Annotated in this window: 12 protein-coding genes; 6 read left to right on the forward strand and 6 right to left on the reverse strand. The window is 72.9% G+C overall.

Features of this window, described 5'->3' with window-relative positions; translation table 11 throughout:
- Positions 1-143 precede the first annotated feature (143 nt).
- Complete coding sequence (locus IM770_RS17630) at positions 144-3,410, forward strand: ATP-dependent helicase (protein WP_203582453.1); 3,267 nt, start codon at positions 144-146, stop codon at positions 3,408-3,410.
- Between the two features lie 62 nt (positions 3,411-3,472).
- Complete coding sequence (locus tag IM770_RS17635; RefSeq protein WP_203582454.1) at positions 3,473-6,778, forward strand: ATP-dependent DNA helicase; 3,306 nt, start codon at positions 3,473-3,475, stop codon at positions 6,776-6,778.
- Between the two features lie 122 nt (positions 6,779-6,900).
- Here IM770_RS17635 and IM770_RS17640 read toward each other — a convergent pair whose 3' ends face one another.
- Entirely contained in the window at positions 6,901-8,310 is a 1,410-nt protein-coding gene (locus IM770_RS17640) for a phosphotransferase (RefSeq protein ID WP_203582455.1), read from the reverse strand.
- A gap of 77 nt (positions 8,311-8,387) precedes the next feature.
- Between IM770_RS17640 and nudC the strand changes: the two genes are divergently transcribed.
- On the forward strand, positions 8,388-9,302 hold the full coding sequence (nudC, locus tag IM770_RS17645) for an NAD(+) diphosphatase (RefSeq protein ID WP_203582456.1): 915 nt from the start codon (positions 8,388-8,390) through the stop codon (positions 9,300-9,302).
- Entirely contained in the window at positions 9,299-11,080 is a 1,782-nt protein-coding gene (locus IM770_RS17650) for an ATP-dependent helicase (protein ID WP_203582457.1), read from the forward strand. Before nudC ends, IM770_RS17650 begins: the two co-directional genes overlap by 4 nt.
- Before the next feature lie 779 nt (positions 11,081-11,859).
- On the opposite strand, the gene IM770_RS17655 is transcribed toward IM770_RS17650, so the two are convergent.
- Entirely contained in the window at positions 11,860-13,392 is a 1,533-nt protein-coding gene (locus tag IM770_RS17655; protein WP_307785500.1) for a zinc-dependent metalloprotease, read from the reverse strand.
- A 145-nt stretch (positions 13,393-13,537) separates the two neighbouring features.
- On the opposite strand from IM770_RS17655, the gene IM770_RS17660 reads away from it, so the two are divergent.
- Both IM770_RS17660 and IM770_RS17665 read left to right on the forward strand, forming a co-directional pair.
- Complete coding sequence (locus IM770_RS17660) at positions 13,538-14,665, forward strand: YlbL family protein (RefSeq protein ID WP_203582458.1); 1,128 nt, start codon at positions 13,538-13,540, stop codon at positions 14,663-14,665.
- A gap of 112 nt (positions 14,666-14,777) precedes the next feature.
- On the forward strand, positions 14,778-17,696 hold the full coding sequence (locus IM770_RS17665; RefSeq protein ID WP_203582459.1) for a UPF0182 family membrane protein: 2,919 nt from the start codon (positions 14,778-14,780) through the stop codon (positions 17,694-17,696).
- Positions 17,697-17,825: 129 nt separating this feature from the next.
- Here the strand turns inward: IM770_RS17665 and IM770_RS17670 are convergent, their stop codons facing one another.
- From IM770_RS17670 to crtI, 4 genes are read right to left on the reverse strand one after another with little or no spacing between them, the layout of a single operon-like run.
- On the reverse strand, positions 17,826-18,719 hold the full coding sequence (locus IM770_RS17670; protein WP_203582460.1) for a prenyltransferase: 894 nt from the start codon (positions 18,717-18,719) through the stop codon (positions 17,826-17,828).
- The gene (locus IM770_RS17675) at positions 18,716-19,039 is read right to left on the reverse strand and encodes a lycopene cyclase domain-containing protein (RefSeq protein WP_203582461.1); all 324 of its coding nucleotides are present in this window, start codon (positions 19,037-19,039) and stop codon (positions 18,716-18,718) included. Before IM770_RS17675 ends, IM770_RS17670 begins: the two co-directional genes overlap by 4 nt.
- On the reverse strand, positions 19,036-19,395 hold the full coding sequence (locus IM770_RS17680; protein ID WP_239066412.1) for a lycopene cyclase domain-containing protein: 360 nt from the start codon (positions 19,393-19,395) through the stop codon (positions 19,036-19,038). Before IM770_RS17680 ends, IM770_RS17675 begins: the two co-directional genes overlap by 4 nt.
- Positions 19,392-21,017 (reverse strand): phytoene desaturase family protein, encoded by a 1,626-nt coding sequence (gene crtI / locus IM770_RS17685; RefSeq protein ID WP_203582463.1) that lies wholly within the window; start codon positions 21,015-21,017, stop codon positions 19,392-19,394. The genes IM770_RS17680 and crtI overlap by 4 nt, the downstream gene beginning before the upstream one ends.
- Positions 21,018-21,044 lie beyond the last annotated feature (27 nt).

The following is a 21,044-nucleotide window of genomic DNA, read 5'->3' on the forward strand; positions in this document are numbered from 1 at the left end:
TGCGCGGGGCGACGGTTTCTCGCCGGAAGGCTGAGGATCCCCGGACGCATGGCCACTCTACGACACCGGGAAGGGGCATCCGCCCGCGGTCCGAACGCTCTGGGCGAACGCCCGATGTCGGTCCGTCGCGCTAGCGTCGAAGGGTGCGATCGGGGAGCGGAGAAGGCGCGGGCGTCACGCCGGATGCGTCGCAGCGGGCGGTGCTGGCGCTGCCCTCCGACGCGTCGGGCGTCGTCGTGGGGGCACCGGGCACAGGCAAGACGGCCACCCTGATCGCGCGGGTCGCGGAGCTCGTCGCCGCGGGCGTCGATCCCGACACGGTGCTCGTGCTCACGCCGTCGCGACAGACGGCGACATCGCTGCGTGACCGGCTGGGGCTCGCCGTGCGGGCGGCGACGGCGGGGCCGCTGGCTCGCTCGGTCGCGTCCTATGCCTTCCAGATCGTGCGGGCGCACGCCGTCGCCGCCGATGCCGACCCGCCGCAGCTGCTCACGGGCGGCGACGAGGACCAGATCATCCGCGACCTGCTCGAGGGCGACGAAGAGGATGAGGCCGCGGGCGCCGGGCGGTGGCCGGAGGCTCTCGGGCCCGCGATCCGCGGCACCGCGGGCTTCCGGACCGAGGTGCGGACGTTCCTCGCCGAATGCACGACGCTCGGCATCGAGCCCGCGCGCCTGCGGCAGCTGGGGGAGCGGCACGAGCTGCCGGCATGGATCGCGTTGTCGTCGTTCTTCGCCGAGTACCTGCAGGTGCGCGACGGCATGCGCGGAGCCCACCGGGATGCCGCGGGGCTGGTCCGCGAAGCGGTGGGGCTGCTGCGCACCGCCCCGGCCGGGACCCCCGCGGTCGACCGCACGCGCGTCGTGCTCGTCGACGACGCGCAGGAGCTGACGCTGGGCGGTGTCGAGCTGCTCGAGGCCGCCCGTGCCCGAGGCGCCGCCGTGCTGGCGTTCGGCGATCCCGACGTCGGCTCGGGCTCGTTCCGCGGCGCCACGCCGGAGAACTTCGCGCGACTCGCCGCATCGCTCGGCACTGTGCACGTGCTCGCGGGCGGGCATCGCGGCACGCCGTGGCAGCGCGAGCTGGTGGGCCGCGTCACGCAGCGCATCGGCGCGGTCGGCGTCGTCGCGCATCGGCGCGCCGGCGCGGGTGCCGAGCCCGACGAGTCCGTGCGCGTCCTCACCCTGCGCTCCCCGGCGGAGGAGTACGACGCGATCGCGCGGCTGCTGCGCGAGCGGCACGTGCACGACGGCGTGCCGTGGCACGCGTGCGCCGTGATCGCGCACGACACCCGGCAGGTGGCCGCGCTCGAGGCCGAGCTGTCGGCCCGCGAGGTTCCCGCGCGCTCGAGCGGGCCCGGTCGCGCCCTGGGCGCCGTGCGCCCGGTCGCCGACCTGCTGCGGCTGATCGAGCTGGCCTCGCGCGAGGACTGGACCTTCGAGGACGTGTCGGCGGCGCTGGTGGGCACATACGGGCGCCTCGACGTGATCGAGCTCCGCCGACTGCGCTCGGCGCTGCGCCACGCCGAGCTGCGCCGCGTGTTCGACCTCGCCGGCGACGGCGAGGTCGCAGACGGCGCCGCGGACGAGGCGCTGGCGATCGCGGAGCGATCGGGGCGCGACCTGGTGCTGTCGGCGATGCGCCAGCCGCTCGAGTTCGACCTGCTCGACACCCGCGAGGCGCGCCGCGCAGCCTCCCTGGCCCGCACGCTCGAGGTGCTGCGCGACGGTCTCTCGCGGGGTGCGACCGCGCATGAGCTGCTGTGGACGGCCTGGGACCGCAGCGGTCTTCCGCGCGCGTGGGGAGAGCTCGCGAAGGGCAACGGCCCGCTCGCCGAGCAGGCGCACCGCGACCTCGACGCCCTCGTCGCTCTGTTCCAGGCGGCCAAGCGGTTCGTCGAGCGCTCGCTCGACGCCGATCCGCGCGTGTTCGTCCGCTCGATCCTCGACAGCGGTGTCGCCGAGGACCGGCTCGAGGCTCCGACGCGCGCCGACAGCGTCAGGATCATGACGCCCGCGGGCGCGCTCGGGCTCGAGTTCGACACGGTCGTCGTCGCCGGCATGCAGGACGCCGTCTGGCCCAACACGCGCCTGCGCGGCAGCCTGCTCGAGACGTGGCGCCTGGCGGATGCCGCGACCCGCGCCGACGGCGAGACCACCGGCGCCTTCGACCGCCGTCGCGCGGCGATGCACGACGAGCTGAGGCTGCTGGCGCGCGCCCTGTCGCGCGCGACCGCGCGGGTCGTCGTGACGGCGGTCGATGACGACGACACGGGTCCGAGCGTCTTCTTCGAGCTGCTGCCCGACCCCGAGCCGTTCGACCTCGACCACCCGGTGTCGCTGCGGGGACTCGTCGCGCGTCACCGCCGTACGCTCACCGCCCTGGCGCCGCAGACCCTCGCGGCCGCGGGTTCGCGCATCGTGCCGGCTCCCGGCACCGTCCCGGCGGCCGCGGTGCGCGCCGCTCAGCAGCTCGCTCTGCTGACGGATGCCGGGGTTCCGGGCGCCGCGCCGCGCGACTGGTACGGCGTGGCCGGACCGACCTCCACTGGACCGCTGCGCGATCTCACGCGCGAGGACGTCCGGGTGTCGCCGTCGCGGCTGCACACCCTGGAGGAGTGCGAGCTCAACTGGGTCATCGCCGATCTGGGGGGCGACCCCGGGGGCACGACCGCGGGCCTCGGGACGATCATCCACGCCGCGCTCGAGCACGCCTCGGGGCACGACGAGGCGGCGCTGTGGGCCGAGGTGGAGTCGCGGTGGGGCGAGCTGACGTTCGAGGCGGCCTGGCGCGACCGCGCAGAGCAGACGCGCGCCCGCGACCTGGTGCGCCGGCTGCACCTGTACCTGCGGCGCTTCGACGACGCCGGAGGCACGCTGATCGGCGCGGAGCCGCATTTCGAGGTCGTGATCCCGCTCGATGCGGGCGGGTCCGACGGCGCCGGTTCCGAGGCGGCCCCGGACGGAACGGGCGATGCGGACCAACACCGTGTGATCCTGTCGGGGTACATCGATCGCGTGGAGCTCACGCCGGAGGGGGAGGTCGTGATCATGGACCTCAAGACCGGCAAGCGCGAGCCGCAGACGGATGCCAAGGTGCTCGACAACCCGCAGCTCGGCGCGTACCAGCTGGCGTTCGAGTCGGGGGCGATCGGCGCGGCGAACGGGTACGCGCCCGGCGGCGCGAAGCTGCTCGTGCTGCGCCCCACGGCGACGAAGTCCGACTACGTCACACCGTGGCAGCCGCCCTTCGACGACGAGCGGCGCGACGCGTTCCTCGGCCGCATCCGCGCGGCCGTGGGCGTGATGCGCGGCGAGACCTTCACCGCGCCGTACGAGGAGCACTGCCGCGACGAGCACGCCTACGGGCTCTGCCGCATCCACACCATCGGCGCTGTGAGCGCTTCATGACGGTCGTGCAGGGTGCGGGCGCAGAAGCCGGGCGGCCGGGGCATGCCGGGGTCGTCTCGCCCATGCCCCTCCTCCCGGCGCGCGTGGTCGCCGCCGCGCTCGGGCAGTTCCCGCCCACCGAGGAGCAGACCGCGGTGATCGAGGCGCCGCTGGCGCCGGCCCTCGTGGTCGCCGGCGCCGGCAGCGGCAAGACCGAGACGATGGCGGCTCGCGTGGTGTGGCTCGTCGCCAACGGCATCGTGCGGCGCGACGAGGTGCTGGGCCTCACGTTCACCCGCAAGGCGGCCGGCGAGCTCGCGGAGCGCATCCAGAAGCGGCTCGCGCGGCTGGCGGAGTTCGAGCGACGCGGATTGCTCTCCGCTCTCCCCGAACTGGCCGCGGCCGGACGCCTCGACGTGTTCGGCGAGCTCGAGCGCTCCGGAGTGGACGGCGCACGCGCCACTGCGGAGCGTCATCGCCTGCTCGACGAGCTCGCCCGGTCGGTCGACGCCGTCGCCCAGGACGGCGCGGACGATGCCCTGCTGCACCGGCCGACCGTCGCGACCTACAACAGCTTCGCCGACCAGATCGTGCGCGAGCACGCACTGCGCATCGGCCGGGACGCCGAGGCCGCCGTGCTGTCCGAGTCCGCTGCGTGGCTGCTGATGCGCCGCGTCGTCTTCGCCTCGGACGATCCGCGTCTCGAGGTGCGGGGCGAAGCGGTGCGCTCGATCGTCGATGCCGCACTGCGGATCGCGCGGGACGGTGTCGACAACCTCGTCGACTTCGACGCGCTCGCCGCGTTCCCCGATCGGTTCCGCACCGCGCGCGACCTGCCGTCCACCAACCGTCGCACGACCGTCTACGCCGACGTGGCGGACGCCGTCGAGCGCGTGGACGCGCTGGCGCTCCTGTCCGATCTCGCCCGCGAGTACGCCGCCGAGAAGCTCCGGCTCGGCGTCATCGACTTCTCCGACCAGGTCGCGGGGGCGCTCCAGGTGGTCGCGGGGCATCGCGCGGTGGCCGATGAACTGCGCGACCGCTACCGGGTGGTGCTGCTGGACGAGTACCAGGACACGTCGGTCGTCCAGACCGACCTTCTCGCGACGCTGTTCGCCGGCACCGGCGTGATGGCGGTCGGCGACCCGCACCAGGCGATCTACGGCTGGCGTGGCGCGAGCGCCGGCAACCTGGGTGGGTTCCCGGCCGCCTTCTCGCCCGGGGCTCCGTGCGCGCAGTACGCCCTGCTCACCAGCTGGCGCAACAGCGCGTCGGTGCTGACGGCGGCCAATGCCGTGCTGGCGCCGCTCGCAGCCTCGGCCACGGTCGCGGTGCAGGAGCTGCGCCCGCGCCCAGGCGCCCCCGAAGGCGTCGTGGAGCTCGGCTTCGACGCCGACCTCGACACCGAGGCCGACCGGGTCGCGGAGTGGTTCACGCGCGTGCGGGTGGAGCGCGCGGGCCAGGGCCGGTCGACCACCGGCGCGATCCTGTTCCGCAGCAAGAAGCACATGGTGCGCTTCGGCGACGCGCTCGGGCGGCGCGGCATCCCGCACCGCATCCTCGGCCTCGGCGGGCTGCTGTCCACGCCGGAGGTCGTCGACGTGGTGTGCACGCTGCGCGTGATCAGCGACCCCACCGCGGGGTCGGCGCTCATCCGCCTGCTGTCGGGGCCGCGCTGGTCGATCGGCCTGCCCGATCTGCGCGAGCTCGCAGCGCTCGCGCGCCGCCTCGCCCGCCACGACACGGCATTGCAGCCCCTCGCGCCCGAGGTCGTCGAGCGCATCCGCGGCAGCGCCGGCGACGACGACGGCTCGCTCGTCGATGCCCTCGATTTCGTGCTGCGCCAGAAGCCCGACCACGGGTGGCTGGCCGGATTCACGCCCGAGGCCCGCGAGCGACTGCGAGACGCGGCATCCGTCTTCGCGGGGCTGCGGCAGGCGAGCGCGATGCCGATCCCCGAGCTGGTGCGGCTCATCGAGCTGGAGCTGCGGCTCGACATCGAGCTCGCTGCGAACGAGTCCCGCGGTCCCGCCCGCATCGCCTCGGCCCAGTTGCGTGCGTTCGTCGACGAGGTGCACGCGTTCCTGGCGGCCGACGAGACCGGCTCGCTGTCGAGCCTGCTCGCCTGGCTCGACCATGCGGAGCAGCTCGATGAGTTCGCCCCCCGCACCGAACCGCCCGAGGACGACGTGGTGCAGCTCCTCACCATCCACGGCTCGAAGGGTCTCGAGTGGGATGCGGTGGCCGTCGTGCGCCTCGTCAAGGACGAGCTGCCGAGCGCGCCGCGCGACACGAAGGCGTGGCTCGGCTTCGGCGTGCTGCCCTACTCATTCCGCGGCGACTCCGCCTGGCTGCCGGCGCTGGCCTGGCAGTCGGCGCAGACGCAGCAGGACCTCAAAGCGGCGATCGACGCGTTCGTGGAGGCGAACCGGGCACGCCAGCTCGAGGAGGACCGGCGGCTCGCCTACGTCGCCGTGACCCGTGCCCGCGACCACCTGCTGCTCACGGGAGCCACGTGGTCGGGCACCAAGCGGCCGCGGATGCGCAGCGTCTTCTACGGCGAGATCGCCGAGGCGCTGGGCGTCGCCCTCGCCGACGACACTCCGGTGGACGACCCCTATCAGGGGGAGCGGCGCGTGCTGCAATGGCCGATCGACCCCCTCGGCAGCCGGCGGCAGGCCGTGCTCGCCGCGGCGTCGGCGGTCGACGAGGCGCTCGCCGCGCCGCGCGCCGAACTCGACGCCCAGACCGCGCTGCTGCTGGCCGAGCGGGATGCCCGTCGCGCACGACCCGCCCACGCCGCGCCGACGCGCATCGCGGCCTCCCGCTACAAGGAGTACGTCGCGGACCTCGAGGGGACGCTCGCCGACATCGCACGGCCGATGCCGGAGCGGCCGTTCCGGCAGACGCGACTGGGGACACTGTTCCATGCGTGGGTCGAGCAGCGCTCCGGACGGACCGGGCTGGGCGGCTCGCTCGACGACGCGCTGTGGGAGACCGACGAGGAGGCGCTCGGCAGCGAGTCGTCCGTCGAAGACGCCGCCGCGCTCGCCGACCTGCGGTCGCGGTTCCTGGCCTCGGAGTGGGCGTCGCTGCAGCCGATCGAGGTCGAGACCGAGATCGACTTCACCACCATCGGCCCCGACGGGCTCGCGCACATCGTGATCTGCAAGCTCGACGCTGTGTACCGCCGCGAAGACCGCGGCGGACGCATCGAGATCGTCGACTGGAAGACCGGCGTCGCGCCGCGCACGCCGACCGAGAAGGACGAGCGGATGCTGCAGCTCGAGCTCTACCGGCAGGCCTATCACGCGAAGCACGGCATCCCGCTCGACGAGATCGACGTCGCGCTGTACTACGTCGCCGAGGACGTCATCCTGCGCGGCTGAGCCGCGCGAGACGTCGGCTCAGGCGCGGCGGTGAGCCCATGCTCCGGCGCGGAGTCCCGGATCCGCAGGGCGCCGTGCGCGAGCGGGTTGGTCCGCGAGTCGCCGGCAGCGGCGGGCGGGGGTCAGTCGGCGAGCCAGCGGCGCAGCGCGGCCTCGGACGCCCGTTCCGCCTCGGCCGCGGCATCGGTCCCGCCGTTGTCGACCCGCCTGCCGGAGCTGCCCTCGGCCTCGCCGGCGCGCGGAAGAGTGATCGGCGCAGTAGAGACGTCATCGGCCGGGCGTGCATCGCCGGTCGGCGGTGGCGACGGCTGCACGCCGCGCTCGGGCGCCGAGCGGAGTGCCGCGAGGTCGTCGGATGTGATCTCCTGCGTGTCGGACATCGCGGTGCCGTGGGTGCCGGCACCGGAACTGTCGGCGCCGGAGCTGTCGGCGCCGGAGGGCGCGAGATCCTCGTCGCGGCCGCCCTCGTCGTCCCGCACCCACTGCGCGAGCTCGTCAGGGTCGTACGCGTCGGTGTGCATCGAGGTGTCGATCGCCGGCGCGGCGGCCCCCGGCACACGGTCGAGCAGCGCGATGGCGTCGTCGACGTCGAGCGCGGCATCCGTCACGATCTCGTCTCCGGCGACGCCCGCTGCGAGCGACTCCAGCAGTTCGACGGCGTCGGCGACGATGTCGTCGCGGTCGGCGTCGTGGCCGTGGACGAGCCACTTCGCGAACTCGAGCTCGGCGTACAGCCGCGCACGCTCGCGGGCGCGAGCGTCGGGCGCGCGGCCGCTGCCGGCCACGTATGCGGCGTAGACGTCGTCGGCGGCATCAGGTGCCGACGCCAGCCATTGCAGGTCGGTCGCCGGGTCGCCGACCGACAGCCCGTGCCATTCCAGGAGGCCGGTCACGGTCGGCACGCCGTCGAGGTCCTCGAAGAGGAACGACGCCGCGCCGGCACCTCCGAGGACGACCGCGGACTCGAAGCGCCAGAGCTCGTCGGCGTCGGCGGCACGGTGCCAGCGGTGCGCGAGGCTCATCGGAAGCCGGCGGGTCGCGACGGCACGGTCGATGAGACGGATGACGTCGGCGCGCACCTGCTGAGGCGTGCGCGCGGGAAGGCCCTCGGCCTTCACGATCGAGTGCGGCAGCGCGTGCACCGCTGCGAGGGCCGCGCCGAGCGAGGTCGCGGCGCCCCGCCCCGGCGGGAGGTGCGCCGCGTCGACGCGGTAGCCGGGCAGGAAGTCGACGACCACGACACGCGTGTCGCCGAGCCCGGCCTCGCCGAGCAGGTCGGGCGCGCGGAAGGGGAGGAGCCCACGGACGCCGGGGGTCAGCGCGCGCAGCGCGCGCACCTCTGCCGCGAGCTCCGGGCCGGCCGACGGATCGGCGGGTACGCGCACGACGACGCGGCGGCCGTCGTCCAGCTCGGCGACGGCGGCGTCATAGCGGCCGGTCGAGCCTTCGGTGAGAGCGCCGACGCCGACGACCCCGACCCGCGGCAGAGCCGACGTGACCGACGCGGCTAGAGTGAGGGGTGAGCGTGCCATGTGCCCAGGGTAGGTCGGTCGCGCTCGTCCGTCCCCGCGCCACGCCCGGCCCTGAACGACGAAGCGGAGCATGTTCGATGACGGCGCCCGACAGCACGAGCCTCCCGCCGCTGGCACGGCCCGGCGGCGACCGGGCGGCGGAGGAACGGCTGACGCCGGACCTCGTCGAGACGCTGAAGACGGATGCCGCGACCCGCGTCCTCGTCATCGCCGGCGACGCCGCACCGATGGCCGCGCCGGATCGGCTGGACTGGCGCGCACCGTCTGAGACCCCCGACGGGGGCGAATGGGCGTTTCTCGGAAGGGATGCCGACGGTGCCGCGCTCCTCGCCGCGGTCTTCGCCGCGCAGGAGGAGGAGCTCTTCACCGCGCCGGCGGGATGGGCGGGGCTGCGCACCGCCGGTGCGCTGCTGTCGGCGGCGGATGCGGGGGCGTTCGTCGAGGCGCTGAGCCTCGGTCGATGGCTGCTCGACGCTCCCTACTGCCCGGCGTGCGGCTCGCTGACGATCCTCGGCGACGCCGGGTGGTCGCGTCGATGCCCGAACTGCGGGCGGCAGCACTTCCCCCGCACCGACCCGGCCGTGATCGTGGCCATCACCAGTGCCGACGACCCTGACCAGCTGCTGCTCGGCTCCAACGCGCTCTGGGGCCCCGAGCGCTTCTCGTGCTTCGCGGGCTTCGTCGAGGCGGGCGAGTCGCTCGAGGCGGCGGTTCGCCGCGAAGTCGCGGAGGAGTCGGGGATCGAGGTGGGCCGCGTGACCTACCGGGGTTCGCAGGCATGGCCGTACCCGCGCTCGCTCATGGTCGGCTTCCTGGCAGAGGCGCGCGACGACGCGGCGGCGCGCGCAGACGGCGAGGAGATCGCCGCGGTGAGATGGTTCACCCGCGACGAGATCGGTCGCGCGCTCGGCGGGGACGGAGAGGTCGTGCTCCCCGGGCGCGCCTCCATCGCGCACCGGCTGATCTCCGACTGGCACGCGGAGCGCACGTGAGCGCCGGCGCCCTCGCGGGGCTCGACGACCGGCAGCTCGAGGCGGCGACTGCACTGCGCGGGCCGGTCGTGGTGCTCGCCGGTGCCGGCACGGGCAAGACCCGCGTCATCACCCACCGCATCGCCCACGGCGTCGACACCGGCGCGTACTCGCCGGGGCGCGTCATGGCGGTCACCTTCACGACCAAGGCCGCCGGCGAGATGCGGGGTCGGCTGCGGGCGATGGGCGTCGGCGGAGTGTCGGCGCGCACCTTCCACGCGGCCGCGCTCGCCCAGCTCAACTTCTTCTGGCCGACGCTCGCCGGCGACAGCGCCCCCGGCATCATCGACAACAAGGTGCGTCTGCTGGCCCACGCCGCCGACGGGATCGGCCTCGCGCCCGATGTGGCGACCCTGCGCGACGTCGCCGCCGAGATCGAGTGGCGCAAAGTGTCGATGCTCGGCGTCGAGGAGTACGCCGCCGTGCGGCCGCAGGGCATCGGAAGGCTCGGCGTCGACCGCGTCGTGGCGCTGCAGCACGCGTACGAGAAGCTCAAGGACGAACGGCGCCAGCTGGACTTCGAGGACGTCCTGCTCGCCTGCGCCGGCATGCTCGAAGCCGAGCCGCAGGTCGCCAAGGCGGTGCGCGAGCAGTACCGGCATTTCACCGTGGACGAGTTCCAGGATGTCTCGCCGCTGCAGAACCGCCTGCTCGAGCTGTGGCTCGGCGACCGCCGCGACCTGTGCGTGGTCGGCGACGCCAGCCAGACGATCTACTCGTTCGCGGGCGCCGACGCGCGCTACCTGCTCGACTTCCAGACGCGCTACGAGGGCGCCCGCGTGGTGCGACTCGAGACCAATTATCGATCGGATGCCGCGATCCTCGCGGTCGCGAACGAGCTCATGCGCGGACGGCCCGGGGCACTGCACCTCACGGCCGCGGCCGCGCGGGAGGACCGCCTCGGGGCGGACCTGCCCGTGCCGACCGTGACCGCCTTCGAGGACGACCGCGCGGAGGCCCGCGCCGTCGCCGCGCGGATCTCCGCGCAGATCGCGGGGGGCGCCGACCCCCGGCACATCGCAGTGCTGTACCGCGCGCACGCGCAGTCGGCCGAGCTCGTGGCGGCGCTCGCTGATGCCGGCATCGCCACGACCGTGCTCGGCGGCCGCCGGTTCTTCGACATGCCGGAGGTGCGCCAGGCGGTCATGGAGCTGCGTGCGGCGTCCGTGGCGCCGATCGAGAGCGGGTTCGTCGACACCGTGCGCGACATCCTGCGCTCACGGGGCCTCACCGACGAGCCGCCCGAGGCGGGCGGCGCGCTGCGCGATGCCTGGGAAGCGCGCGCCGCGATCCTCCGCCTCGCGCAGGAGGCACCGGAGGGCACGACGCTGCGGGCCTTCACCGACGAGCTCACCGCGCGGGCCAAGGCCCACGACGAGCCGGCCCTGCGCACGGTGACCCTCGCGACGCTGCACGCCGCCAAGGGCCTGGAATGGGAGCACGTGCACCTCATCGGCGTGGCCGAAGGCCTGCTCCCGATCTCGTACGCGACGACGTTCGAGCAGGTGGACGAGGAGCGACGCCTCGCGTACGTCGGCATCACGCGAGCCGGGCGAACGCTGGCGCTGACGTGGTCTCGAGGGGTACGGGAGCGGCAGCCGTCGCGATTCCTGCGAGAGATCGGCAGCGGCACTCTGCGTGCGGGCGGTGCGATCGCACGTCACGGTGCAGCGAGCCGGCGCGGAGGGTCACCGACCTCGTCCGGGGCTGCGAGGGGCGGCGCCCGCGCTCCGCGATGAGCCGCCCTGCCACCAGGCCCGCCTCCCACATCACCGACGCGTCGCCCTCGAGCGGACGACCGAGCAGCTGAGCCGCCACCGCCGGCCACGAGGGGTCGCGGTCGCGACGCTCCGCCGCGACGCAGGCGAGGCATGCGGTGCTGCCCGGTTCGACGAAGGGCCCGATCTCGGCGCCGGACCCCGTCAGGCACACCGGGACATGTGCGAGGTCGGCGCTCATGAGGGCGGAGGCAGCGCTCGGGGCGACCACCCGGTGCGCCACGAGCACCACCGTGCTGCCCGGTTCATGCGCTGTGAGCGGATCGAAGCGGTGCACGACGTCGAGGTCGCATCCGGATGCGGCGAGCCCGGCCCCCACAGCGTCGCGGTGCTCATCGGGCACGTCGGCCGCGCAGCGCAGGGCGACGAGGCTGCGAGCCGCGGCATCCGTCGTCAACGCCCGCCGGATGCGGGAGAGCAAGCGTGCCGGCGCTGCGGCATCGGGAGCGCCCAGCGCCTGCGCGAACGGGATGAAGGCGGTATCGGGCACGCCCCGCTCGAGCTCGCGGAGCACGCGCAGCTGCCACGCCTCGGGGTCTTCGAGCACGGCCACCGGCTCGGAGCCGAACTGGAGCACCGTGTCGGTCCGCCACACCGGCGGGTACGAGGGGTCGAGTCGCAGCATGGCCCGATCCTGGCGCACCGCGGGGCGCACCGCGCGGCTTTCCACAGCCGCCGGGCGGGATCCCGCCGCGTCGGAAGCTGTGGAGGAGGCAGCGGGCGATCGGCCCGCCGACGCGTCACACCGGGCGGTGATCCTCCGGAGAGCCCGTCTCGCCGTCGTCGCCGGGCTCGCCGTCCTCCGCGCGCTCGCCGCCGGAGCCCTCGCCCGAGCCCCCCGAGCCGGCGCCCGCCGAGGCGGCGTCCGCCGAGCCGGAGCCCGCCGAGGCAGCGCCGGCCGAGCCGGTGTCCGGCGAGCCCGTGCCGCCGGCGTCTTCACCCGCGAGCAGGCGGGCAAGCGCGTCGTCCATCTCGTCACGCACGGGCTCGTCGCCGCGTGCGCGGGCCTCGAGCCGGGCGACGAGAGCGGCCGGGTCGTCGATGTCGGCGGCGCCCGGCATGAGGTCGGGATAGTCCCACAGCGCGTCGCGGGCGGCGGGGCCCACGGCATCCGTCACCGCACGCCACATCGCCGCGGCATCACGCATGCGGCGCGGGCGGATCTCGAGACCCACGAGGGAGCCGAGGGCACGCTCGGCGGGACCGCCGACCGCGCGACGGCGCCGCACCGCCTCGGCGATGCGCTGTGCCGAGGGCAGCCGAGAAGTGGCGTCCTCGGTGACGACCTCGACCCAGCCCTCGACCGTCGCCAGCAGGTTCTCGAGGCGCGCGAGCGCCGCGTCCTGCGCCTCGGACCGTGCCGGGAGGAGCGCGCCGCTCTCGATCGCGCGGCGCAGCTCCTCGGGCTGCGACGGGTCGAACCGCGTCGCGAGATCCTCGAGGGCGTCGGTGTCGACGTGCACGCCGCGCGCGAAGTCCGTCACCTGCGAGATGACGTGCAGCCGCAGCCACCGGGCGTGGCGGAAGAGCCGCGCGTGCGCGAGCTCTCGCGCGGCGACATAGAGGGCCAGCTGGTCCTCGGGCACCTCGAGGTCGCGCCCGAAGTCGGCGAAGTTCTGGGGGAGGATGGCGGCCTCGCCGTCGGGCATGAGCGGAATGCCGACGTCGCCGCCGCTGACGACCTCCTTCGAGAGACTGCCGACGACCTGCCCGAGCTGCGACGCGAACAGCGACCCGCCCACCGTGCGCATCAGGCGCCCGGCGCCCTGCACGAGCCCCTGCATGTCTTCGGGCGCCTGCTCGCTGAGCGCCGCCGTGAGGGCGTCCGAGATGCTGGTGGCCACGGGCGTGGCGAGCTCCTGCCAGACCGGCAGCGTCGCGTCGACCCAGCCGCCGCGGGTGATCGTCTTCGGTGGAGCGGGGAGCTCCGAGATCGTGGTCGCCTCGCTCAGCCACAGCGCCGCCAGCGCGAACGCCTGATCGAGGTCGGTGCGCTGGCCGGCCGTGACCCCCAGCCCCTCCTGGTTGGCGATGTGCAGCGCCTGGCGCTGCGCCATCTCCCACGAGATGCCGCTCGCGTCGGCGCCCGCGAACGCGCCCTGCAGCTGCCGCATGACGGCCTGCATCATCGCGGGATCGATGTTCATGCCCGACAGCCGCGAGAGCTGCTCGGGGTCGAAGTCGCCCGCGGCGCCGCCGAACAACTGGCGGATGAGCTCCTGGAAGTCGTCCTCGGGGCTCGGCCCGTTGCCGGGGTTGTCGTCGTCTGCCACTTCAGCCGCCTTTCAGCCGGTCGATGAGCTTGCGCTCTACGCTAGTCGCAGCATCCATCGCACTCCCCGGCAGGGACCCCGAACGCCTTACGCCGGTCGCGAACGACCAGGCATCGATCCACAAGGCACGGAAGAGAGGTCCCGAGTGGCCCTGTTCGACGAGAACACGACGATCGAGCCCGCACCGCGGCCGCGGATGTCGCGCCGGACCCTGGTCGGCGTCTGGGCCCTCGCTGTCGCGATGGTGGTGCTCCTGGTGATCACGTTCCTGCCGACGTCGTACGTCATCCAGCGTCCCGGACCCGTGTACAACACGCTCGGCAGTGCCGAGAACGCCGAGGGCGAAGAGGTGCCGCTCATCTCCGTGGAAGGTGCCGACACGTACCCGACAGGCGGTGCGCTGGACCTGCTGACCGTACAGGTGCAGGGCAACCGAGAGCACACGCCCTCGTGGTTCGAGCTTGCGATGGCGTGGTTCGATCCCACCCTGGCGGTGCTGCCGATCGATGCGGTGTTCCCCCAGAACGAGACGCCCGCCCAGCGCAACGAGAAGAGCGCGCAGATGATGGTCGACTCGCAGCAGGAAGCGACCGCAGCCGCGCTCTCCGAGCTGGGCTACGACGTCGGCGGCCAGCTGTCGGTCCACTCGGTGGTCGAAGGCGCCGCCGCCGAGGGGATCCTCGAGGTGGGCGACATCATCCTCGAGGCGGGGGGCGAGCCCGTCACCGATGTCGCCGCTCTCCGCGCCGTGATCAACGAGGCCGACGGCGCTCCGGTCGAGCTCGTCATCGAGCGCGACGGCGACCAGCAGACGGTCGAGGTGACGCCGAAGGAGGCGACCGACGAGGCCGGTGAGACCTCGTGGGTGCTGGGCGTCACCCTCATCACGGACTACGAGTTCCCTATCGACGTGACCATCCAGCTCAACAACGTGGGCGGTCCGAGCGCGGGCATGATGTTCGCGCTCGGCATCATCGACACGCTCACGCCCGGCGAGCTGAACGGCGGCGAGCAGGTGGCCGGCACCGGCACGATCGCCGCGAACGGCGAGGTCGGGCCGATCGGCGGCATCCGTCAGAAGATGTGGGGGGCGCTGGATGCCGGTGCCGCGTGGTTCCTCGCGCCGCAGGACAACTGCGACGAGGTCGTGGGACACATCCCCGGCGATCTGCGCGTGTTCGCTGTCGAGGACCTCGACGACGCGCTCGCCGTGCTCGACGCGGTGCGCGAGGACGGCGACCTCGAGGCGCTGCCGACCTGCACCGTCGGCTGAGAGGGCGACCGTCGGCTGAGAGGGCGACCGTGCCCGAAACGTTGTGCGTTTCGGAGAGTTCGCCCAGGGAGGACAAGGGAAGAGCCGGGAATCCGCCGCCTAGGATGGGACGGTGACCACGACCTCGTCGCCGACTCCGGCCACACCTTCCCGCACCCGACGCGTCATCGCCATCACCCTTGCGGTCATCGCCGCGCTCGTGGTGGCGTTCTTCGTCTTCGCCAGCCTCTTCGCCGACTGGCTCTGGTACGACCAGCTCGGCTTCTCGGAGGTGCTGCTGACCCAGTGGGTCGCGCGGGTCGTGATGTTCGCGGTCGGCTTCCTGGGCATGGCGGTGCCGGTGTGGCTGTCGATCCAGCTCGCCTACCGGCTGCGGCCGGTCTACGCGCGCCTCAGCTCGCAGCTCGACCGCTACCAGGAGGTCGTCGAGCCGCTCCGCCGCCTGGCGATGTGGGGCATCCCGATCTTCTTCGGCTTCTTCGCAGGCTTCGCGGCCTCCGCCCAGTGGGAGACCACGTGGCTCTGGTTCAACGGCGTGGCCACCGACACCACCGACCCGGAGTTCGGTCTCGACACCGGCTTCTACATGTTCGCGATGCCGTTCTGGAGCGCGCTCATCGGCTTCGCCTCGGCGGTGCTGCTCATCTGCCTGCTCGTCACCGCGCTCGTGTCGTACCTGTACGGCTCGGTGCGCATCGGGCAGCGCGAGCTGCGCATCTCGAAGTCCGCCCGCATCCAGCTCGCCGTCATCGCGGGCCTGTACCTCCTCGTGCAGGGCGCCAGCCTGTGGCTGGACCGCTACAAGACGCTCGTCGAGCCGGGCGACCGCATCACCGGCCCCGGGTACACCGGCGTCAACGCGATCATCCCCGGACAGACGATCCTCGCCTTCGCCGCGGTCATCGTCGCGATCCTGTTCTTCGTCACCGCGGTCATCGGCCGCTGGCGGTACCCGCTCATCGCCACCGCGCTGCTCGTCGTCTCGGCGATCGTCGTCGGGGTCGGCTACCCGTGGGTGGTCAACACGTTCCAGGTGCAGCCCAACCGCTTCACCCTGGAAGAGGAGTACTACCAGCGCAACGTCGACATGACCCACGAGGCCTACGGGGTGGACGGCCTCGAGCAGGAGGACTTCACGGCGGTCACGGACGTCGAGGCCGGCCAGCTGCGCGAGGACGCCGCGACGACGGCGCAGGTGCGCATCATGGACCCGGCGATCATCTCGCCCAACGTGCGGCAGCTCGAGCAGTACCGCTCCTACTACCAGTTCGCCGACCCGCTCGATGTGGACCGCTACGAGGTCGACGGCGTCTCGCAGGACACGGTCGTCTCGGTCCGCGAGCTCAACCTCGAGCAGCTCGGAAACGCCGCGGACTGGCAGAACTCCGCCGTCGTCTACACCCACGGCTACGGAATCGTCGCCGCGAAGGGCAACGACCGCACCACCGAGGGCGATCCCGTCTTCCTCGAGCGCGGCATCCCGACGTCCGGCTTCCTGACCGACCAGGACGACTTCCAGCCGCGCGTGTACTTCGGCGAGTACTCGCCGACCTACTCGATCGTCGGGGCGCCCGAGGGCGCCGACCCCGTCGAGCTGGACTACCCGTCCGGCGAGGACGGCGGCAACGAGACGAAGACGACGTTCGACGGCGAAGGCGGGCCGAGCCTCGGGAACGTCTTCAACCGGCTGATCTACGCGCTGAAGTTCCAGGCGGAGCAGATCCTCTTCTCGGACTACGTCAACGAGGACTCGCAGATCCTCTACGACCGCGACCCGCGTCAGCGCGTGCAGAAGGTCGCGCCGTACCTGACGCTCGACAACGACGCGTACCCGAGCGTCGTGGACGGCCGCATCGTGTGGATCATCGACGGCTACACGCTCAGCGCGAACTACCCGTACTCGTCGACGGTGAGCCTCACGTCGGCGATCTCGGACTCGTCGAACCCGGCGCCGCGCTTCGCCCTCGACGACATCAACTACATCCGCAACTCGGTGAAGGCCACCGTCGACGCGTACGACGGCTCGGTCACGCTCTACGCGTGGGACGAGGAGGACCCGGTCCTGCAGTCGTGGCAGAACGTCTACCCGACGACGATCGAGCCGATCAGCGAGATGTCGGCCGAGCTCATCAGCCACGTGCGGTACCCGACGGACCTGTTCAAGGTGCAGCGCACGATCCTCGGCGTCTACCACGTCGACGACGCGCGGTCGTTCTACCAGAGCGACAACCGCTGGCAGACGCCGAACGACCCGCAGGAGGACACGCAGCTGCAGCCGCCGTACTACCTGACGATGCAGATGCCTGGCCAGGAGGATCCGACGTACTCGATGTTCACGTCGTTCATCCCCTCGTCGACGGGAGGCAATGCGCGCAACGTGCTGATGGGCTATCTCGCCGTGGATTCGAACGCGGGGGCCGAGGCCGGCGTCAAGAGCGACGACTACGGCAAGCTCCGGATGCTGGTGATCGACGCCGAGACTCCGGTGCCCGGACCCGGTCAGGTGCAGAACACCTTCGACTCCGAGCCGAGCGTGTCGTCCTTCGTGAACATCCTCCAGCAGGGTCAGTCGGAGGTCCTCAACGGCAACCTGCTGACGCTCCCCGTCGGCGGCGGCCTGCTCTACGTGCAGCCGGTGTTCGTGCAGTCGTCGGGTGCCACCAAGCTGCCCAAGCTGCAGAAGGTGCTGGTGTCGTTCGGTGACGAGGTCGCGTTCGAAGACACCCTCAGCGAGGCTCTCGACGTGATCTTCGGTGGCGACTCGGGCGCCGACGCCGGTGACACCGACGTCGAGCCCACGCCCGGCGCCACGCCGCAGCCGACGCCCGAGCCGACGGAGCCGACGGAGCCCACCGAGCCGACGGAGCCCACCGAGCCGGCGGACGACTACCAGGCCGCCCTGCAGGAGGCTCAGCAGGCCATGATCGATCGGCAGACGGCGCTCGAGGCGGGCGACTGGGCCGCCTACGGCGAGGCCGACGAGCGGCTCACCGCCGCTGTCGAGACGCTGATCCAGCTGGGCGCGCAGTAAGCCCAGGATCGCGAAGGGCCGCCCATCCGAGCGATGGGCGGCCCTTCGCCGTTCTGTGGTGCCGGCCACGCCGCCCGCCGCGGCACCGACCGGTGGTGTCTGTCGGGCCCCAGGCACCCGCGCTGCGGGTCACGCCGTGAGGATCGCGTACCAGATCAGCAGCAGCGTCACGACGAAGCCCGACACCTGGTTGATCCACAGGAAGCGGCGCCAGCCCCTCGTGGCGGCGGCCGCGTCGGCGTCCGCGATCGAGCGGTACGGCCACACCGCGACGAGGTACGGGACGACCAGCGCCGCTGCCAGCGGGCCCGGCCAGGTCGTCACCAGCATGGCCAGGCCGGCCGCGGCGTAGCAGGCCAACGCGAAGCGCACGGTCCAGCGCGCCCCGCGTGCCGTGGCGATCGAGGCGATGCCGGCCTCGCGGTCGGCCACCACGTCCTGCACGGCGCCGAAGGCGTGCGATGCCACGCCCCACAGCGCGAATGCGACGATGATCGCGACGAGCGGCGGGGTCCAGGTGGCCTGGGCGAGAACGAGCCCGTACACGGCGGGGGAGAAGAAGTGGATGCTGCTCGTCAGCGAGTCGAGGAACGGCCGCTCCTTGAGGCGCAGCGGCGGCGCGCTGTAGAAGACGACGAAGAAGAGGCTGAGCGCGAGCACCAGCCACGACAGCGGCGAGCCCACGACGACGAGGTAGACCACGAACGGGAGGCAGAGCAGTCCCGACGCCCACAGCGTGATGCGATGCAGCCTCCGGTCGAGCACGGCTCCGTGGGCCCCGCCCTTGCGCGGGTTGCGGAGGTCGGACTCGTAGTCGAAGACGTCGTTGATGCCGTACATCGCGAGGTTGTAGGGCACCAGGAAGAACAGCGTCCCCACGATGAGCGTCGCGTCGATCTCGCGCGTCGTCATGAGGTACGCCGCCGCGAACGGGTAGGCGGTGTTGATCCAGCTCACCGGGCGCGACGAGATGAACAGCTGCCGCAGGACGGTGCCGGCGCCGAGCGGCGGCGCGGCGGTCACTGCCGGGCCTCCGTCGACCGCGACCCCGCGCGCTCGGCCAGGGTGTAGACGGCCGGCACGAGGAACGCGGCGCACACCGGGTACGCGAAGTCCTCGAGGGGAGCGAGTCCGATGCGCAGGCCCGAGATGAGGTGCTCGGGGTAGGTGAACAGGCCCGCCGCGATCATGAGATTGTCGAACACGGCGGTGAGGATCACGAGGATGCCCGCGGCGACGGCCGACGCGGTCATCCGGCGTCCGAAGCCCTCGCGCGTGGACGTGAGGAGCACCACGACGATGGTCAGGGCCACGAACGGCAGCAGGATCAGCGGATACGTCATCGGCCGGCCTCCGGACGCGGAGCTGCGGCATCCGTCCTCCGCCGTTCGAGCATGCGGGCCGCCCCCGCCCAGGCGACCAGCGCGAGATAGCACAGGAACGCCAGGAACACCGGCTCCTCGAGCGGGAGGTGCGGCGCGAGGTCGATGCCGAGCAGCAGCGGGCTGTCGCCCTTGACGAACACGCCGGTCGCGATGCCGACGGCGTCCCAGAGCAGGAAGAACACCGTGCCGACGCCGACCGCGAGCGCGGTGCGGCCCGGCGCCTGCCAGGCCGCCAGCCGCCAGCGGCGATCGAGCAGCGCGATGCCGACAGCGGACAGGAGGATCGCAGCGAGGTAGATGCCGGGCACCCTCATACCCTCGCAGGTTCTGCGAGGGGACCGGGGGAGCGGTCGCCGCGCAGGCGCTTGACCACGAGCTCGGCGGAGATGAGGCACATCGGCAGGCCGATGCCCGGAAGGGTGGACCCGCCCACGTACGAGAGGCCGTCGACCTTCCGCGACGCGTTGCGGGGCCGGAAGACCGCGCTCTGCCCGAGCGTGTGCGCGAGCCCGAGCGCATTGCCCCGCCACGCTCCCAGGTCGTCCTCGAAGTCGCCCGGCGCGACGGTGCGCCGCACCACGATGCGGCTCGCGAGGTCGGGGATGCCGCACCAGTCGGCGATCTGAGCGATGACGCGGTCGGCCGCGGCTTCGATGGCAGGGTCGCCCGCGCCGCCGATGCCGCCGTGCCCGAGCGCGGGGTCGGCGGGCACGGGGACGAGCACGAAGAGGTTCTCGTGTTCGGGCGGTGCCACGCCGGGGTCCGTGGCGCTGGGACGGCAGACGTACAGGGATGCCGGCTCGGGGATCCTCGGCCGGGAGCCGAAGATGTCGTCGAAGTTGGCGCGCCAGTCCTCGGTGAACAGCAGCGTGTGATGCGCGAGCTGCGGCAGCGATCCTTCCACGCCCAGCATGACCAGCAGGGCGCCGGGGCTCGGGGTGCGCGAGCGCCACCAGCCCTCGGGATACGTCTGCTGGGCGCGGGGGAGGAGCTGCGTCTCGGTGTGGTGCAGGTCGGCGCCCGAGACCACGAGGTCGGCGTCCACTCGGCCTCCGTCGGCGAGCTCCACGCCCGTCGCCCGCCCCGCGGCGGTCGTGATGGCGGTGACGCGCGCTCCCGTCCGGATCTCGACACCGGATGCCTCGGCCAGGCGTGCGACGGCCCCCACGACCTCCGTGAAGCCGCCGCGCGGGTACAGCACCCGGTCGCCGAGGTCGAGGTGGCTCATGAGGTGGTACAGGCTGGGCACGCCGTAGGGCGAGCCGCCGAGGAACACTGCGGGATACTCGAGGATCTGCCGCAGGCGGGGATCCTGGAAGCGGCTGTCGACGTGGCGGGCGAGGCTGCGGGTGAGCAACGGCGCGAGTTGCGGCAACCGCCTCAGCAGGGCCGGGTCGCGCAGTCCCGCCGTGGTCTCGTAGGTGTCGTAGAGGAAGCGCGTCACGGCGAGTTCGTAGGCGTCCGCGGCCGAGTCGAGGTATGCGTCCAGGCGAGCTCCCGCGCCGGGTTCGACGCTCTCGAACAGCGCGGTGGCCGCCTCGCGCCCCGACCGGACGTCGAGCGGCTGCAGGCCGGTCGACGGGTCGGAGTACACGCGATACGCGGGATCGAGCGGTACGAGGTCGAGCTCGGCGTCGGCGGTCGTCCCGAGCAGCCGGAAGAAGTGGTCGAAGACCTCGGGCATGAGGTACCAGCTGGGGCCGGTGTCGAAGCGGAAGCCGTCTTGCTCCCACGATCCCGCGCGCCCGCCCAGCTCGGTACGCGCCTCGAGCAGCGTGGTCTCCCAGCCCTCGGCGGCGAGCAGTGCGGCCGCGGCGAGGCCGCCGATGCCGCCGCCGACGACGACGGCGCGCTGTGGCTTGGCGGCGCGCTCGGTCCTCTCTGCCGCCGCCTGAGGCGCGTCCGCGCCGCGCCGGGGCCTGTCCGCCGCGGTCATGCGCGCACCTCTCGCGGCGGAGCACAC

The organism is Microbacterium hibisci (assembly GCF_015278255.1).
In the GTDB taxonomy this organism is placed as follows: Bacteria; Actinomycetota; Actinomycetes; order Actinomycetales; family Microbacteriaceae; genus Microbacterium; species Microbacterium hibisci.

Excerpts from the sequence above, each read along its gene's own strand:
- IM770_RS17635 (WP_203582454.1), top strand. The coding sequence starts at position 3,473 with ATGCCCCTCCTCCCGGCGCGCGTGGTCGCCGCCGCGCTCGGGCAGTTC.
- IM770_RS17640 (WP_203582455.1), bottom strand. The coding sequence starts at position 8,310 with ATGGCACGCTCACCCCTCACTCTAGCCGCGTCGGTCACGTCGGCTCTG.
- nudC (WP_203582456.1), top strand. The coding sequence starts at position 8,388 with ATGACGGCGCCCGACAGCACGAGCCTCCCGCCGCTGGCACGGCCCGGC.
- IM770_RS17675 (WP_203582461.1), bottom strand. The coding sequence starts at position 19,039 with ATGACGTATCCGCTGATCCTGCTGCCGTTCGTGGCCCTGACCATCGTC.
- IM770_RS17680 (WP_239066412.1), bottom strand. The coding sequence starts at position 19,395 with ATGAGGGTGCCCGGCATCTACCTCGCTGCGATCCTCCTGTCCGCTGTC.
- crtI (WP_203582463.1), bottom strand. The coding sequence starts at position 21,017 with ATGACCGCGGCGGACAGGCCCCGGCGCGGCGCGGACGCGCCTCAGGCG.